This window comes from Pseudomonas sp. X10, assembly GCF_054889225.1.
Genome location: NZ_CM142677.1, coordinates 4,923,795 through 4,939,324, shown reverse-complemented (window position 1 = coordinate 4,939,324; position 15,530 = coordinate 4,923,795). Strand labels below are relative to the sequence as shown.

At 62.5% G+C, this 15,530-nt stretch carries 11 protein-coding genes; 7 read left to right on the top strand and 4 right to left on the bottom strand.

Going from position 1 to position 15,530, the window contains the following annotated elements:
- Positions 1-118: 118 nt before the first annotated feature.
- Positions 119-3,949: a sensor domain-containing protein gene (locus ACYU03_RS22510; protein ID WP_461886818.1), complete on the bottom strand. Its 3,831-nt coding sequence runs from the start codon at positions 3,947-3,949 to the stop codon at positions 119-121.
- Positions 3,950-4,194: 245 nt separating this feature from the next.
- On the opposite strand from ACYU03_RS22510, the gene ACYU03_RS22505 reads away from it, so the two are divergent.
- The 3 genes from ACYU03_RS22505 to gdhA all read left to right on the top strand — a co-directional run bounded on the left by ACYU03_RS22505 (position 4,195) and on the right by gdhA (position 8,124).
- Entirely contained in the window at positions 4,195-4,584 is a 390-nt protein-coding gene (locus ACYU03_RS22505) for a hypothetical protein (protein WP_461886817.1), read from the top strand.
- A gap of 241 nt (positions 4,585-4,825) precedes the next feature.
- Positions 4,826-6,493, top strand: coding sequence for an energy-dependent translational throttle protein EttA (gene ettA, locus ACYU03_RS22500; RefSeq protein ID WP_461886816.1), 1,668 nt, complete (start codon positions 4,826-4,828; stop codon positions 6,491-6,493).
- A 290-nt stretch (positions 6,494-6,783) separates the two neighbouring features.
- Positions 6,784-8,124 (top strand): NADP-specific glutamate dehydrogenase, encoded by a 1,341-nt coding sequence (gene gdhA / locus ACYU03_RS22495; protein ID WP_461886815.1) that lies wholly within the window; start codon positions 6,784-6,786, stop codon positions 8,122-8,124.
- Here gdhA and ACYU03_RS22490 read toward each other — a convergent pair.
- From ACYU03_RS22490 to ACYU03_RS22480, 3 genes are all read right to left on the bottom strand, one after another.
- Positions 8,121-8,618: a GreA/GreB family elongation factor gene (locus ACYU03_RS22490; protein WP_461886814.1), complete on the bottom strand. Its 498-nt coding sequence runs from the start codon at positions 8,616-8,618 to the stop codon at positions 8,121-8,123. The two genes, gdhA and ACYU03_RS22490, sit on opposite strands and share 4 nt — an antisense overlap.
- Before the next feature lie 227 nt (positions 8,619-8,845).
- Positions 8,846-10,699 carry an Lnb N-terminal periplasmic domain-containing protein gene (locus ACYU03_RS22485; RefSeq protein ID WP_461886813.1) on the bottom strand — a complete coding sequence of 618 codons (1,854 nt, stop codon included), beginning with the start codon at positions 10,697-10,699 and terminating at the stop codon, positions 8,846-8,848.
- A gap of 80 nt (positions 10,700-10,779) precedes the next feature.
- The gene (locus tag ACYU03_RS22480; RefSeq protein ID WP_461886812.1) at positions 10,780-11,268 is read right to left on the bottom strand and encodes a DUF3015 domain-containing protein; all 489 of its coding nucleotides are present in this window, start codon (positions 11,266-11,268) and stop codon (positions 10,780-10,782) included.
- A gap of 258 nt (positions 11,269-11,526) precedes the next feature.
- On the opposite strand from ACYU03_RS22480, the gene ACYU03_RS22475 reads away from it, so the two are divergent.
- From ACYU03_RS22475 to ACYU03_RS22460, 4 genes are all read left to right on the top strand, one after another.
- Positions 11,527-13,965: a Lon protease family protein gene (locus ACYU03_RS22475; protein ID WP_461886811.1), complete on the top strand. Its 2,439-nt coding sequence runs from the start codon at positions 11,527-11,529 to the stop codon at positions 13,963-13,965.
- 162 nt (positions 13,966-14,127) lie between these two features.
- A complete protein-coding gene (locus tag ACYU03_RS22470) occupies positions 14,128-14,469 on the top strand; it encodes a PA4575 family protein (protein ID WP_461886810.1) in 342 nt (113 codons plus the stop codon).
- Positions 14,470-14,572: 103 nt separating this feature from the next.
- Positions 14,573-15,061, top strand: coding sequence for a TIGR00645 family protein (locus ACYU03_RS22465; RefSeq protein WP_461886809.1), 489 nt, complete (start codon positions 14,573-14,575; stop codon positions 15,059-15,061).
- 137 nt (positions 15,062-15,198) lie between these two features.
- Positions 15,199-15,504: a DUF6482 family protein gene (locus ACYU03_RS22460; RefSeq protein ID WP_461886808.1), complete on the top strand. Its 306-nt coding sequence runs from the start codon at positions 15,199-15,201 to the stop codon at positions 15,502-15,504.
- Positions 15,505-15,530 lie beyond the last annotated feature (26 nt).

Below are 15,530 nucleotides of genomic sequence, written 5' to 3'. Positions count from 1 at the left end.
GGAATTCAAGGTCGAGGTAAGGACCTGTAGGAGCGGGCTTGCCCGCGATTGCGCCAGCAGGAACACCGTGGAGGCGCCTGTTCTGGCGCAATCGCCGGCAGACAGGGTCTTGGCGCGTTTACTCGAACATGAACAGCGTTTCGTTGCTGAACTGTGCCTCGAACTGGTTGGCCGGCATCGGTCGACCGAACAGGTAGCCTTGTACTTCGTCACAGCTGTGCTCGCGAAGGAACTCCAGCTGTTCATGGGTTTCCACGCCTTCGGCAATCACCGCCAGGTTGAGGCTGTGGGCCATGGCGATGATCGCCCGGGCGATCTGGGCGTCCTGTTCGCCTTCGGGCAGGCCATCGACGAAGGTGCGGTCGATCTTCAGCACATCGATGGGGAATTGCTTGAGGTAGTTGAGTGACGAATAGCCAGTGCCGAAGTCGTCGACCGCAATGCTCAGGCCCAGGTTCTTCAGGTTGTCGAGAATCTGCATGGCTTCGTTGACCTCGCGCATCAGGATGCTTTCGGTCAGTTCCAACTCCAGGCAGGCCGGCGGCAGGCCGGTCTCGTCGAGGACGGTGGCTATTCGCCTGCCCAACTGGCCGTCGGAAAACTGCCGGGCGGAGATGTTCACCGAGACCTTGGGCACGCGAACCTTGGCCCTGTGCCAGGTCTTGAGCTGGCGGCAGGCTTCGCGCAGGACCCAGTCGCCCACGTCCACCACCAGGCCAAGCTCCTCGATCACCGGGATGAAGTCACCTGGTGGAACCAGGCCACGGCGCGGGTGGCGCCAGCGCAGCAGAGCCTCGGCACCAGTCAGGCGCTTGCCGTCGCCACTGAGCTGGGGCTGGTAATAAAGGATGAACTCGTTCTGCTCCAGTGCGTGGCGCAGGTCGCTTTCCAGCTCCAGGCGCTCCAGGGCGCTGGCGTTCATATCGGCCTGGTAGAACTGGAAGTTGTTCTTGCCGCGTTCCTTGGCATGGTACATGGCGGTGTCGGCGTTCTTCATCAGTTGGCTCAACTCGTTGCCATCCTGCGGGCTCAAGGCGATGCCGATACTGGCGGTGACGAAGAATTCGCGGTTTTCCAGGACGAACGGCCGCACCAGCCTGGCGAGGATGCTCTCTGCCACATGAATGGCACGGTTCAGCGCCATTTCCCGGCTGGCACGCGGCTGCAGCAACAAAGTGAACTCGTCGCCGCCCATGCGTGCCACTGTGTCGTCTTCATCGACGCAATCGAGCAAGCGCTGGGCCATGTCCTTGAGCATACGGTCGCCTGCGGCGTGGCCAAGGGAGTCATTGATCGGCTTGAAGCGGTCCAAGTCGAGGAACATCAGCACCACCCAGGACTTGTGCCGCTCGGCTTGCTGCAAGGCCGTGTACAGGCGGTCTTGGAAGAGCGTGCGGTTGGGCAGGTGGGTCAGGGCGTCGTAGTAGGCCAGGCGGTGGATGCGCTGCTCGCTGGCCTTGCGTTCGCTTATGTCGGAGAAGAAGCACACATAGCTGGCCAAGTCGCCTTCGTCGTCGAGCACTGCGGTGATCCCGACCCAGGCGGGGTAGTGCTCGCCGCTGCGGCGCTTGAGCCAGACTTCGCCTTCCCAGGTACCACGCTGATGCAACTGCTTGAGCACATACTGCAGGTGCGCCTGCTGCTGTTCGTCGACGGTGAGCATGCTCGGCAACTGGTCGAGTACGTCGCTGACGGCATAGCCGCTGACCCGGCTGAAGGCCTCGTTGGCCTGGACGATATAGCCGGCCGGGTCGGTGATCAGGATCGCCGAGGTGGAGTGTTCGAACACTGTGGCGGCCATGCGCAGGTCTTTTTCCGCACGGCGTTGCTGGCTGATGTCGCGGCCGACGCCGAGAATGCCCTCGAAGCGCTCGTGCTCGTCCCAGACCAGCACCAGGCGCAGTTCGATGGGGATCTTGCGGCCGTCGGCGCGCAGGCAGTCGAACAGGAACAGTTGGGTCGGCAACTGAGTACGCAGTTGCGCGAGCTGCTCATTGTCGCCCAAGGCGTTGTTGACCCGCGCCATCAGCCTATAGATGTCGGTGAGTTGGGCGGGGTTGGCGATGGTCGACTGCCAGCCGTTCTCGAAGATCCACTCGGCCTGATAGCCCAGCACCGCCTGCACCGACGGGCTGACGTAGTTGAGCTGCAGTTGGTTGTCGGTAGAGAAGATCACGTCGCTGATACTTTCAGCCAGCATCCGGTAGCGCTGTTCGCTGTCGCGCAGCGACTCACTGGCCTCGATCTGCACTGTCACATCCTTGCCCACGCCGATGATACGGGTGACCGTGCCGTGGTTATCGCGCGTCAGGACTTGCTCGCGGATGTCGTAGCAACGCCAACTGCCGTCGCGATGGCGGAAGCGCAGTTGGCAATGCAGGGGCTGGCTGTGGCCGGTATTGCATTGTTGCTGGCGGAGCCGGTGGTAGCGTTCGGCATCCTCGGGGTGTAGCAGGAACTCCCAGAAACGGTCGCCCATCCGTGCCAGTTCGGTGCGGTCGTAGCCCAGGGTCTGGCCGAGGTGGCGGTTGCTGAAGATCATCCGCTGGCTTTGCACGTCCTGCACGTAGAGCTGATCGGGCACGGTGCGGACCACGTCCGACCAGAAGCTCTCGCGTTCGAGCAGCGACAGTTCGACTTGCTTGCGGCTGGTGATGTCGCTGATGCTGAGGATCACCGCCTGGTAGTCACGGCGCTGTTGCGGCAGGCGCACCATCAGCCACAGGTGCAGCTCGCCAGCCTGGGGCGCGGGCAGACGCACTTCCAACTCCAGTTGCGGGCGCTTTTCGATCAGTGCGTCGATCAGCTGCATGCCCACGCTGTCCCGGCCATGGCCGCTGCCTTCGATCAGGCGCTGCCAGGCGCTTTCGTTGCATTTGACATCCAGCAGTTGCCGGGCGACCTGGTTGATTTCGGTGATCTTCAGCTCATGCAGCAGCGAGCGGCGCAGGTTGGGATCCAGCGCCAGGCTCTGCTTGAGCGCGGCACGGTTGCGTATGTGGTAACGGTCGAGTTGGCCGGGCAGGCTGGACAGGTCGAGCACGCACAGGGCCACGCCGGTTCCTTCGAAGATTTCCTGGTAACGCCGGTGGTCCTCTTGCAGCGTGCGCTGGCGGCGGCGCATGTTGATCAGCGCCAGCATTGGCAGTAGGGCGCAGAACAGCACCAACATACATTTGCCGATCAGCGCCGGTAACAGCTTCTGCCGCACCAGGCCAGCATCGAACAGTCCGCGCAATTGCCAACTGCTGTTGTCCAGAGGGGCCAGCATCACGTTCTGCAGTGGCTCTGCACTGACGGCTACCGGCGCATGCTGGCTGATCACCTCGCCATTGCGGCTGCTCTCCAGACGCCACAGTGGCTGGCCGGGGCCGTCTAGCTGGTGGGTCAGGTCCCCGTAGTAGTCCGGGGAAAGGCGCAGCAGCCAATAGCCTCGACCCTGTCCGGCCGGTTGACGCAGTAGCAGGTAGATCCGGCGGTTGTCCATCGAATTGCCGTAATAGTAGTCACGGGTATGGTTCGACTGCAGGTAATCGTCGATCAACTGGCGATCCGTGCTGCCGGCCAGGCTATCGGCCAACACCTGGCCGCTGGCATCCAACCAGGCCAAGTGCTGCAGGGTGGGCATGCGCGTGCGTAAGGCTTCCAGCAGGGCTGGCAATGCGGCCTGCGTCGGCGGCTTGACGTAGGGTTGGACCAGGTTCAGCGCCAGTTGGGCGTTGAGCGCCATGTTCAGACTCAGGTGGTCGGCCAGTTGGATGCTGGCGGTCACATTGTGCTGGCGCTGCTCGGCCTGGGTATGGTGGAACTGGGCGAGCAGTTGCCACGACAACAAGCCCAGCAGCACCAGAGCCAGCAGGGCCAGCGCACTCTTGAGCGACCCGCGCAGGGGCGACGCAGGTACTGGAGGGGCGTAGCGCAGGGGTGGCGGTTGAGTGAGATTGGTCAAGCGTTGGTCCTGCGATAGGGCTGGCGATGGCAGGGTTGAAACAGAAAAGCATGGGTGTGCCGGCATCAGGGCAGGGCTGTGGCACGCCATAAGCCGGACGCACGAGTGCGGTTAGCATGCCTTCAATTATGGCAAAGTGCCAGTTCTCTTCGTCGCATCCTCCTCATCACGGCCGTTCGGCATGACCCGGCAACCTGTGCGAAAATGCCGCCGCTTCATTTACAACGCTTTGGAGATGTACGGTTTTGGTTACCCACTATTCCACCAATGGCAACGATTCCGCCTGCGGACGCAGCAGTCAGACCCTGGTCAGCACACAGGTGGCTGACGAGGTATCGTGCAAGTCCTGCCAGCGCTCCCTGGCCAAGCCGGATACCGCTGCCGCTGGCGTGCGCAAGAGCCCGTCCCTGGCCGAACTGCGCAAATCGGCCAAGGCGGCCGTAGCCGTAGAGGCGGTCGCCGCGCCAGTCGTCAAGCCTGCCGCAAACCCCACGGTCAAGCCGGCGTCCCAACCGGCTGCCAGGCCGGCCCGGCCCGGTGGTTTCAGCGTCAAGTCCGCCTGGGCTGCCCGGCTGGCCGAGCAATCCGACCGTTGCCGCCTGCCGCGTGGCAAGGCAAAACAGCAGCACGTCTGAGCAACGCCCTGGCGAGGATCCCGTCCTCGATCGCGACACAAGGCTGCCCCACAGGCTCCGCGCAGTATCATGCGCGGTACTTGCGGGAGCGGCAGTCGCTCCCTCCATCTGGCCATCTGCGTAACGCCGCGTCTTGGCGTAGAATGGTCGACTTTGTTCAATTTCACCCCGTAAACACATCCCCCTGGCGCCTGCCAGGGCGAACGTCGATGTCTTTACCTATCTGATAGAGGGCTTGGTTTTGGCTCAATACGTCTACACCATGCATCGGCTGAGCAAGGTCGTGCCGCCGAAGCGGGAAATCCTGAAGAACATCTCCCTGTCGTTCTTCCCCGGCGCGAAGATCGGCGTGCTCGGCCTCAACGGTGCCGGTAAGTCGACCCTGCTGCGGATCATGGCCGGGGTCGACAAGGAGTTCGACGGCGAAGCCCGTCCGATGCCGGAGCTGAATGTCGGCTACCTGCCACAGGAGCCGCAGTTGGACCCGAGCAAGACCGTGCGTGAAGTGGTCGAGGAAGCGGTGAGCGTGATCAAGGACGCCCAGGCGCGCCTGGATGAGGTCTATGCCGCCTACGCCGAGCCGGACGCCGACTTCGACAAGCTGGCCGCCGAGCAGGCCAAGCTCGAGGCCATCCTGCAAGCCGCCGACGGCCATAACCTGGAGCGCCAGCTGGAAGTCGCCGCCGACGCCCTGCGCCTGCCGCCTTGGGAGGCCAAGGTCGAACACCTGTCCGGCGGCGAGAAGCGCCGCGTGGCCTTGTGCCGCCTGCTGCTGTCGGCCCCGGACATGCTGCTGCTCGACGAACCGACCAACCACCTGGACGCCGATTCGGTAGCCTGGCTGGAGCACTTCCTGCACGATTTCCCGGGCACCGTGGTAGCGATTACCCACGACCGCTACTTCCTCGACAACGTCGCCGGCTGGATTCTTGAACTGGACCGTGGCGCTGGTATCCCGTACGAAGGCAACTACTCGGGCTGGCTGGAAGCCAAGTCGGCGCGTCTGGCGCAGGAATCCAAGCAGCAGAGCGCCCATGAGAAGGCCATGAAGGAAGAACTGGAGTGGGTGCGCAAAGGCGCCAAGGCCCGCCAGTCCAAGTCCAAGGCCCGTCTGGCACGCTTCGAGGAAATGCAGTCGCAGGAATTCCAGAAGCGCAGCGAGACCAACGAGATCTACATTCCGGCCGGTCCGCGCCTGGGTGACAAGGTCATCGAGTTCAAGAACGTCAGCAAGGGCTATGGCGATCGCGTGCTGATCGACAACCTGTCGTTCTCCATGCCCAAAGGCGCCATCGTCGGTGTGATCGGCGGTAACGGTGCCGGTAAATCGACCCTGTTCCGCATGTTGATGGGCAAGGAGCAACCGGACTCGGGCAGCATCGAGATCGGCGAGACCGTGCAACTGGCTTGCGTCGACCAGAGCCGTGAGGACCTGGACGGCAGCAAGACTGTGTTCCAGCAGATCTCCGACGGCTCCGACATGATCCGCATCGGTAACTACGAGATCCCGTCGCGCACCTACGTCGGCCGTTTCAACTTCAAGGGCGGCGATCAGCAGAAGTTCGTCAAGGACCTCTCCGGGGGTGAGCGTGGTCGCCTGCACCTGGCCTTGACCCTGAAGGAGGGCGGCAACGTCCTGCTGCTCGACGAACCGTCCAACGACCTCGACGTCGAGACCCTGCGTTCCCTGGAGGAAGCGCTGCTGGACTTCCCTGGCGCCGCCATCGTGATTTCCCACGACCGTTGGTTCCTGGACCGCGTAGCGACCCACATCCTGGCCTATGAGGATGACTCGAACGTAGTGTTCTTCGAGGGCAACTACACCGAGTACGAAGCCGACCGCAAGAAGCGCCTGGGCGATGCCGCCGCGCAACCGCACCGGGTACGGCACAAGAAGCTGGCGCAGTAATCCGTCAGTCGTTGCACAAGAATGGGGCCAATCGCGGCCCCATTTTTGTGCCTGCGAATTGAGCGCCTGTAGGAGCGGGCTTGCTTGCGATAACGTCCGCAGGAGCGCCGGTTGCGTTTGTTCAGGCGCTATCGAGGGCAAGCCGGTTCCTACAGGGAATGTGTATACACTTACAGAATTTGCACCAAATATTTTCATAAAAACGACATGGCGCACTGTCCTAGTGCGACTTCTTCTTGGTACAGTCCCGGAAAAAATTCCTATAAGTCCAACTCTTCTTGGTGAGCTCCATGATCGAATCCGTCGACGATTTCCTTGCCCGTCTAAAGCAACGCGACCCGGCCCAACCCGAATTCCACCAGGCGGTGGAAGAAGTGCTGCGCAGCCTGTGGCCCTTCCTGGAAGCCAACCCTCATTACCTGCAGGCCGGCATTCTCGATCGCATGGTGGAGCCTGAGCGTGCGGTGCTGTTTCGTGTGTCGTGGGTCGACGACCAGGGCAAGGTCCAGGTCAATCGCGGCTACCGCATCCAGATGAGCAGCGCGATCGGCCCCTACAAGGGCGGCCTGCGTTTCCACCCGTCGGTGAACCTGGGTGTCCTCAAGTTCCTGGCTTTCGAGCAGGTCTTCAAGAACTCCCTGACCTCACTGCCCATGGGCGGCGGCAAGGGCGGTTCGGACTTCGATCCGAAGGGCAAGAGCGATGCTGAAGTCATGCGCTTCTGCCAGGCCTTCATGAGCGAGCTATATCGCCACATCGGCGCTGACCTCGATGTGCCTGCCGGTGACATCGGCGTTGGCGCCCGTGAGATCGGCTTCATGTTTGGCCAGTACAAGCGCCTGGCCAATCAGTTCACCTCGGTGCTGACCGGCAAGGGCATGACCTACGGCGGCAGCCTGATCCGTCCGGAAGCCACCGGTTATGGCTGTGTGTATTTCGCCGAAGAGATGCTCAAGCGCCAGGGCCTACGCATTGATGGTCGCCGTGTGGCGATCTCCGGCTCTGGCAACGTGGCCCAGTACGCTGCGCGCAAGGTCATGGACCTGGGTGGCAAGGTGATCACATTGTCTGACTCCGAAGGTACGCTCTACTGTGAGGCTGGTCTTAACGACGAGCAGTGGGATGCGCTGATGGAACTGAAGAACGTCAAGCGCGGCCGCATCAGCGAGTTGGCGGGACGTTTCGGCCTGGAGTTCCGCAAGGGCCAGACGCCATGGAGCCTGCCGTGCGACATCGCCTTGCCGTGCGCGACCCAGAACGAACTGAACGGCGAGGATGCTCGCGCCTTGCTGCGCAGCGGCTGCATCTGCGTGGCCGAAGGCGCCAACATGCCGACCACCCTGGACGCTGTGGATATCTTCATCGAAGCGGGCATTCTGTTCGCCCCAGGCAAGGCGTCGAACGCTGGTGGCGTGGCGGTCAGTGGCCTGGAAATGTCGCAGAACGCCATGCGCCTGCTGTGGACCGCTGGTGAAGTGGACAGCAAGCTGCACAGCATCATGCAGTCGATCCACCATGCGTGCGTGCACTACGGTGAGGAAGCGGATGGCAAGATCAACTACGTCAAGGGCGCCAACATCGCCGGCTTCGTCAAGGTCGCGGATGCCATGTTGGCCCAGGGCGTGGTCTAGTCGCCAGGTTCTACAGCGACGACTTCGATCGTCTGATCGCCCGCCGGTCGTCGCCACAGCACCTCGTCACCCGGGGCAGCGCCGAGCAGCGCCCGCCCCAGCGGTGACCCCCAGTTGACCAGGCCCCGCACGGCATCGGCCTGGTCTTCTCCTACCAGTTGCACCACATGCTCCTGCCCGTCTTCATCGACAAAGCTCACCCGGCTGCCGATCAGCACCTTGTCCCGCGAGGTGGCGGGCGGCACCACCAGGGCGCTCTGTGCCCGTGCGCTGAAGTAGCGCAGGTCACGCTCGTTGTCCGCCAGGCGCTGCTTGTCGGCGCGCTCGCCTTGGGCAAGCAGTTCGTTGCGCAGGGCATTGAGGCTGGCAACCCGCTGTTGCAGCAGGGCCAGGCCACTGGGCGTGACATAGTTGGGTTGGTCGCTGACCCGGCGCTCCACCGGCTGGTCGGCCTGGGCTGCGGCCTGGTCCTCGTTGACGAATGCTCGACTCATGACAGTTACAAGCTCCAAGCTTCAAGCGGCAAGAAAACGGATCAGGTGTCCAAGGGATTTGCGTCAGCCGCTCGGTACGCATCGCTCTTGTAGCTTATGACTTGTCGCTTACCGCTGGTGTTCCGGTTACGACCCATTGGCGGCGATAAGCGCGCGCTGCACCACAGGCTCCGGTGCAACACCGGCCCTATCGCAGGCCGCAAAGCGGCCCCGCTTTCAGGCAATGGTCAGTAGTTGTACCACTTGAGCTCCAGCATCACCTCGTTCTGTGCGCTCGCCAGCTGGCTGAATTCTCGTTTGGCGCTCAGGCGTACCCCCAGGTTGCGCGACACTTCCCACTGCTGGTTAAGGCTGAGGCTGCGGCGTACTTCGCCATTGGTAAAGTAGTCGCCCTTGGCCTCCAGGCTGAGGTTGCCCAGCCCGTTGCGCCAGAGCAGACCGCCATTGAAGCCGCCGGCAGGCGCGATGAACTGGGCGAAGTCGTTGTGGTGCTCGACCCGCACCGTGCCCAAGGCGAAGCCGAGCAAGCCGTCGGCCAGTTGCCAGGTGGCTCCGGCGCCGCCATTGACATGGCTGACCAGCACTTCGTCGTCATGCTTGCCCGGCACCCGCTCCAGGCCACCAGCCACTTGCCAGGACCAGGGTTGCAGCAGGTCGTTGCGCGGAGTCAGTGAGCGGATAGTGGCCAGGTCCAGGCGCTGTACTTGCCAGTCGTTGCCCTCGTACTGGCGCAGTTTGAGCTGGAGAATCTCGATCTGCGCGCCCAGCGGGAAGCCGTAGGCGTTGTCGTTCAGGTCGTGATAGGCCATGCGCAGCCCATACTCGGCAAAGGCGCGGTCCTCGCGGGTGCCCACGCCTAATTGCCAGGTACGTGACTGGTGGCCGTTCTCCGGCAGGCCGGGGCGCTCGATTTCTAGGGGCGGTGGCGGGTTGCCGTTGATCGCCCGCAGCAGTTCGAAGCTGCGTTTGGCTTGCTGAGGGTCGCGCTCCTGGCCGGTTGCGCGGTAGCGTTCCAGACGGAACGCGGCATCCTGCACCAGGGCCTGGCGGTCGCGGGGCAATGTGGTGAATTCAGGACTTTGCAGACGCGTGGTGTCGGCGCTGATGGCCAGGACTTGTTGTTTTTCCTCATCGTTCAGGGGCTCGGCACGGGCCAGCAGTTCGCGCTCGCGTGAGGGGCGGTAGCGGGTGCTTTCGACCAGGCCGGCGTGTTTCACCGCTTTCACGGTGTCGGTGGGAATCGCCGTCAAGGGGAACTGCGAGGTCAGGTCCAGGCTGGGACGCGCCACCTGCAGCAACTCCAGCAGGCGGTAGGAGCAGTTTTCGTCGAAGAAGAAATAATCGAACTGGATCTGCTTGAGCTCCCAGACGTGCTCGACCATACGCCCGGTCTCCTGCGGCGTGAGGTTGAGCTGGTACTCCCAGAGGTCGCGGTTTTCCAGGCTGCGGTACTCGGACAGCTTTTCCTGATAGGGCACCAGGGCGAACAGCCCGGGGTAGCCGCCCATCAGTCCTTTCCAGGCATAGAGGATGCTGTTGTCGCTGCCTTCGATATAGGCGCCGAAGTTGATGGCATAGCTGAGCAGTGAGGTCTCGTCACGCTTCGCCTCGGCCTGATCGATGCGCAGCAGTGTGTGGCCGAACATCGATGAGGGACTGTTCAGGTAGGCGGCGGGGAATACCAGAACCGCGCTGTGGGGCGATACGTCGCTGTACCAGCGGTTGTATTCTTGGCAGTCCGGTTGCGGCAGGCCGGTCAGTTGCAGTTGTTCACGCAACCAACGGGTGCGTGCCGGAAACACGCACTGGGCATGCTTGTCGCCCAGGCTGGCCGGCGCATAAAGGGCATCGAGTGTGGCGCGCAATTCCCGGTCCGGATGGTGGGCGCCGTCCTGGGCGAGAAAGAAGCGTTCATCGTCGACGTAGCTGCGCCAGCCGCCGAGCTTGCCGGTCTCGTAGTGGCCCAAGGCGATCCAGTAGCGATCGGTGGCCAGTTGTTGCAGGCGCGCCTCGTCCAGCAATGGCGCGGCGTGAAGCGGTGCACAGGCGCAGAGCGCCAGGTAAGCGAAGCGTTTGAGCATATCGGGCAACTACGTCTGAATGATGCCGGGAGGAGGGCAGGCGACACCCTGCCCCAGTGATGGGGCAGGGGAGGCCGGACTCAAGCCTGGGTAGCGTACTTGGCCAGGCGAGGGTCGTTTTTCAGGACGGCGAGGGTATTGCTGTGGACGTCTTCGGCAGTGACATCGGCGCTGTTGAAGATGTCCTGGAAGTGCTGGTGGGTGACAGCGGCGAAATGCGCGCGGTCTTCAGGAGCTACACCCAGCACCACGGCATAGGTGGTCAGGGCTTCGCCCTGGCCCTTGGCCATGTCTTCGGAGAGCTCGTTCATCATGCCATTCATGGCGAACCAGGATTTGCCGCCATAGGTCAGGGCCGCGTTGGTCGAGCAGCCGTTGGTGCCGGAAGTCATGCCGAAGGTGGCGTTACCGGACGTACCGTTGGTGGTGGAAGCAAGGAAGTGGGCCGGGGTGCCGCGCTGGCCCTCGAACAGCATGTTGCCCCAGCCGCAGTCCGGGCCGCCAGGGGCCTGGGCCATGGCGTTGAGGGAGACCGCGGTGAAGAGAGTACCCAGAAGAATCCGTTTCATAGCTTTGTTCTCTTTCTCTGAATTACGTACCAAAGGTCAGGGTTTCTGGCAACGCAGTTGCCAGGTCGGGAAAGCAAATACACCCACCCGCGCAGTTTGGAGTTTAGGCACGATCTAAAGGTTGCGTTGTTGATTGCGAAAAATTGCTTGAAATCCTCTGGAGTGGAACCTGCGACATAAAGTCTCGGCGAGCCTTGCAAGGCGCGGGCAGGGGGCGCCAGAATGCCGTCATCTGCCCCGCCGAAGTAAGGAAGCCCAATGCCCGATCCTGTCGCTGCGAGCCTGCGTCTTGCGCCAGAAGCCCTGACCCGGCGTTTTTCCGCTGAACAGTTTGCCTTCACCAACACTGACGATCTGGAGCCGTTCCGTGGTGTGCTGGGCCAGGAGCGTGCCGTCGAGGCCCTGCAGTTCGGTGTGGCCATGCCACGCCCTGGTTACAACGTGTATGTGATGGGCGAGCCTGGCACGGGGCGCTTCTCGTTCGTCAAGCGCTACCTCAAGGCCGAAGGCAAGCGCCAGCAGACCCCGTCCGACTGGCTCTACGTCAACCATTTCGACGAGCCGCGCGAGCCACGCGCGCTGGAGCTGCCGGCTGGCAGCGCGGGTGATTTCATCGCCGACATGAACGGCTTGATAGACAATTTGCTGGCCACCTTCCCGGCTGTGTTCGAACACCCGTCCTACCAGCAGAAGAAAAGCGCCATCGACCGCGCCTTCAACCAGCGCTACGACCGCGCGCTCGATGTGATCGAGCGTGCATCGCTGGAGAAGGACGTGGCCCTGTACCGCGACAGCAGCAACGTCGCGTTCACGCCGATGAGCGACGGCAAGGCCCTGGATGAAGCCGAGTTCGCCCAACTGCCCGAAGAGGTGCGCGAGCGTTTTCATGACGACATCGCCGCCCTCGAAGAGCGCCTGAACGAGGAACTGGCCAGCCTGCCACAGTGGAAACGCGAGTCGAGTAACCAACTGCGCCAGCTCAACGAAGAAACCATCACCCTGGCCCTGCAGCCCCTGCTGGCACCGCTGTCGGAGAAGTACGCGGAGAATGCGGCGGTTTGCGCCTACCTGCAGTCCATGCAGCTCCACCTGTTGCGTACCGTGGTCGATCAACTGGTCGATGACAGCAAGCCCGATGCCGTGGCGCGCAAGCTGCTCGAGGAGCAGTACGCGCCGAGCCTGGTGGTCGGCCATCACCTCAATGGTGGCGCGCCAGTGGTGTTCGAGCCGCACCCGACCTACGACAATCTGTTCGGCCGCATCGAATACAGCACTGACCAGGGTGCGTTGTACACCTCCTACCGGCAATTGCGCCCAGGCGCGTTGCACCGGGCCAACGGCGGCTTCCTGGTCCTGGAAGCGGAGAAGATGCTGGGCGAGCCCTTCGTCTGGGATGCGCTCAAGCGTGCCTTGCAGTCGCGCAAGCTGAAGATGGAGTCGCCGCTGGGCGAACTGGGGCGCGTATCCACCATTACCCTGAACCCGCAGGTGATCCCGCTGAACATCAAGCTGGTGATCATCGGCTCGCGCCAGTTGTATTACGCGCTGCAGGACCATGATCCGGACTTCCAGGAGATGTTCCGGGTGCTGGTCGATTTCGATGAAGACATGCCCATGGTCGACGAGAACCTGGAGCAGTTCGCCCAGTTGCTCAAGACCCGCACCAGCGAAGAGGGCATGGCGCCGCTGACGTCCGACGCGGTAGCGCGCCTGGCCACTTACAGCGCGCGCCTGGCCGAACATCAGGGGCGCCTGTCGGCGCGCATCGGCGATCTGTTCCAACTGGTCAGCGAGGCGGACTTCATCCGTCAGTTGGCCAGTGACGAGATGACCGATGCCGGGCATATCGAGCGCGCGCTCAGGGCCAAGGCCACTCGTACCGGCCGGGTCTCGGCGCGGATCCTCGACGACATGCTCGCCGGGATCATCCTCATCGATACCGAAGGCGCGGCCATCGGCAAGTGCAACGGCCTGACCGTGCTCGAGGTCGGTGACTCGGCCTTCGGCGTGCCAGCGCGGATCTCCGCGACGGTCTACCCGGGCGGCAGCGGCATCGTCGATATCGAGCGGGAGGTCAACCTCGGCCAGCCGATCCACTCCAAGGGCGTGATGATCCTCACCGGCTACCTGGGCAGCCGCTATGCCCAGGAGTTCCCGCTGGCGATCTCGGCTAGCATCGCCCTGGAACAGTCCTACGGCTATGTGGACGGCGATAGCGCCTCCCTGGGCGAGGTCTGCACGCTGATCTCGGCGCTGTCGAAGACACCGCTTAAGCAATGCTTCGCCATCACTGGGTCCATCAACCAGTTCGGTGAAGTACAGGCAGTCGGCGGGGTCAACGAGAAGATCGAAGGCTTCTTCCGACTCTGCGAAGCCCGCGGCCTGACTGGCGAGCAGGGGGTGATCATCCCGCGTGCCAACGTCGCCACCCTGATGCTGGACGATCGTGTACTGCAGGCGGTCGAGGCCGGGCGTTTCCATGTCTATGCCGTCAGCCAGGCTGATGAGGCGCTCAGCCTGCTGGTCGGTGAAGCTGCTGGGGCGCCGGACGCCAATGGCCAGTTCCCCGAGGGCAGCGTTAACGCGCGGGTGGTCGAACGCTTGCGGGTGATCGCCGAAATGGTCAGCGAGGAAGAGATCAAGGAAGCCGAGAAGGAGCACCTCGAGCAGGTCATCGCCCAGGCCAAACCGGCCTGAGTCAATAAACCGGCGAACACGGGCGGCATGACCGTTCGGCGCCGGTTTTCCAGCTGCTACCGTCGGTCATCTATGCTGGAACTCATGGACAGTTTTTGGGTTCAGGATGGACAACAGCCCTCCCTCCGTGGGCTGGAACAAGGTTTACCGAGGGCCGCCGCTATGCCGCGTAACCTCTGCCTCACCCGTCAATGCTTGGGCCTGGTGACCCGCATTGAGTGCAGCATCCGTCCACTGGCCGGCGAAAACGGCATGTGGACCTTGCTCTTCGCCGCCGGCATGGCGGGCGAGCAACCTTCAGCCATCAAGGCCCAGGGACCCTTCCATGGCCCGTTGGTGGCTGAGTCGGTGCTCAACGCCATCGTCGACAGCCTGACCTTGCATGGTTATCAGGTCGCCGACGACCCGCAGATCTGGTGCCTGCACCTGCAGGCGCAATTGCGACGGATCAATGGCGAACGGCTGCACAACCTGGGCGACTATCAGTTCCATCCGGAGAGCTGAAACGCCGGGATTCCATGCTGAGGCAGCATGCCGCAGGCTTTTTCTGTCATCGGTGGCTGGCTATACTCGCGCCCGCTGTTTCGCCACCTGACGAGTTTTCCCCATGGAACGTTTCATCGAAAATGCGATGTATGCCTCGCGCTGGCTGCTCGCTCCGATCTATTTCGGCCTTTCGCTGGGCCTGCTGGCCCTGGCGCTGAAGTTCTTTCAAGAAGTCATCCACGTACTGCCCAATGTCTTCGCCCTGAGCGAAGCCGACCTGATCCTGGTGATCCTTTCGCTGATCGACATGGCCCTAGTTGGCGGCCTGCTGGTGATGGTCATGATCTCCGGCTACGAGAACTTCGTCTCGCAGTTGGACATCGACGAGGACAAGGAGAAGCTCAGTTGGTTGGGCAAGATGGACTCTTCTTCGCTGAAGATGAAGGTGGCCGCTTCGATCGTGGCGATCTCCTCGATTCATCTGCTGCGTGTGTTCATGGATGCGCAGAACATCTCGACCGACTATCTGCTGTGGTACGTGGTCATCCACATGACTTTTGTAGTCTCGGCCTTCGCCATGGGGTATCTGGACAAGGTCACCAAGCACTGACCCTGGTCTGCCTCGTGCCGCACACACCGCCCGCCCGTTGCAAAACGGACGGGCGGTTGCGTATTTGCCTTGTGCTTTTCCCAGGGCTGTACGAAAAATGAGCAGTCACGCGTGGTCCCCCATCGCGAGGTGCTCTCATGAATCTGCATGAACTCAATACCCAGGCCAGGGCTGGCCATGTCGAGGAACTCAACTTGATCGCCATCGAAGGTGGTGATTACCTGCTCGAAGCCCGTATCCAAGGGCATCCCCATCCGCTGGCTGACAGCCGCGGGCAACGTCTGCGCTTGCACTCGGTGGAGGATGCACGTCAATTGCTGCACGCGCTGCCGCTGTTATCGATGAATCTGGTGCACTGGTCGGTGCAGGATGAGATGTGCGGCATGGCTGCCCAGCCTGAAGAAGACCTGAAGGTGCCGATGTCCCAGCGTTCAGCCTGGTAGCTGATTCGCAGCATTGCAGTGTGCTA

Coding starts and splice junctions, on each gene's coding strand:
- gdhA (WP_461886815.1), top strand. CDS start 6,784: ATGATCGAATCCGTCGACGATTTCCTTGCCCGTCTAAAGCAACGCGAC.
- ACYU03_RS22490 (WP_461886814.1), bottom strand. CDS start 8,618: ATGAGTCGAGCATTCGTCAACGAGGACCAGGCCGCAGCCCAGGCCGAC.
- ACYU03_RS22485 (WP_461886813.1), bottom strand. CDS start 10,699: ATGCTCAAACGCTTCGCTTACCTGGCGCTCTGCGCCTGTGCACCGCTT.
- ACYU03_RS22480 (WP_461886812.1), bottom strand. CDS start 11,268: ATGAAACGGATTCTTCTGGGTACTCTCTTCACCGCGGTCTCCCTCAAC.
- ACYU03_RS22475 (WP_461886811.1), top strand. CDS start 11,527: ATGCCCGATCCTGTCGCTGCGAGCCTGCGTCTTGCGCCAGAAGCCCTG.
- ACYU03_RS22470 (WP_461886810.1), top strand. CDS start 14,128: ATGCCGCGTAACCTCTGCCTCACCCGTCAATGCTTGGGCCTGGTGACC.
- ACYU03_RS22465 (WP_461886809.1), top strand. CDS start 14,573: ATGGAACGTTTCATCGAAAATGCGATGTATGCCTCGCGCTGGCTGCTC.
- ACYU03_RS22460 (WP_461886808.1), top strand. CDS start 15,199: ATGAATCTGCATGAACTCAATACCCAGGCCAGGGCTGGCCATGTCGAG.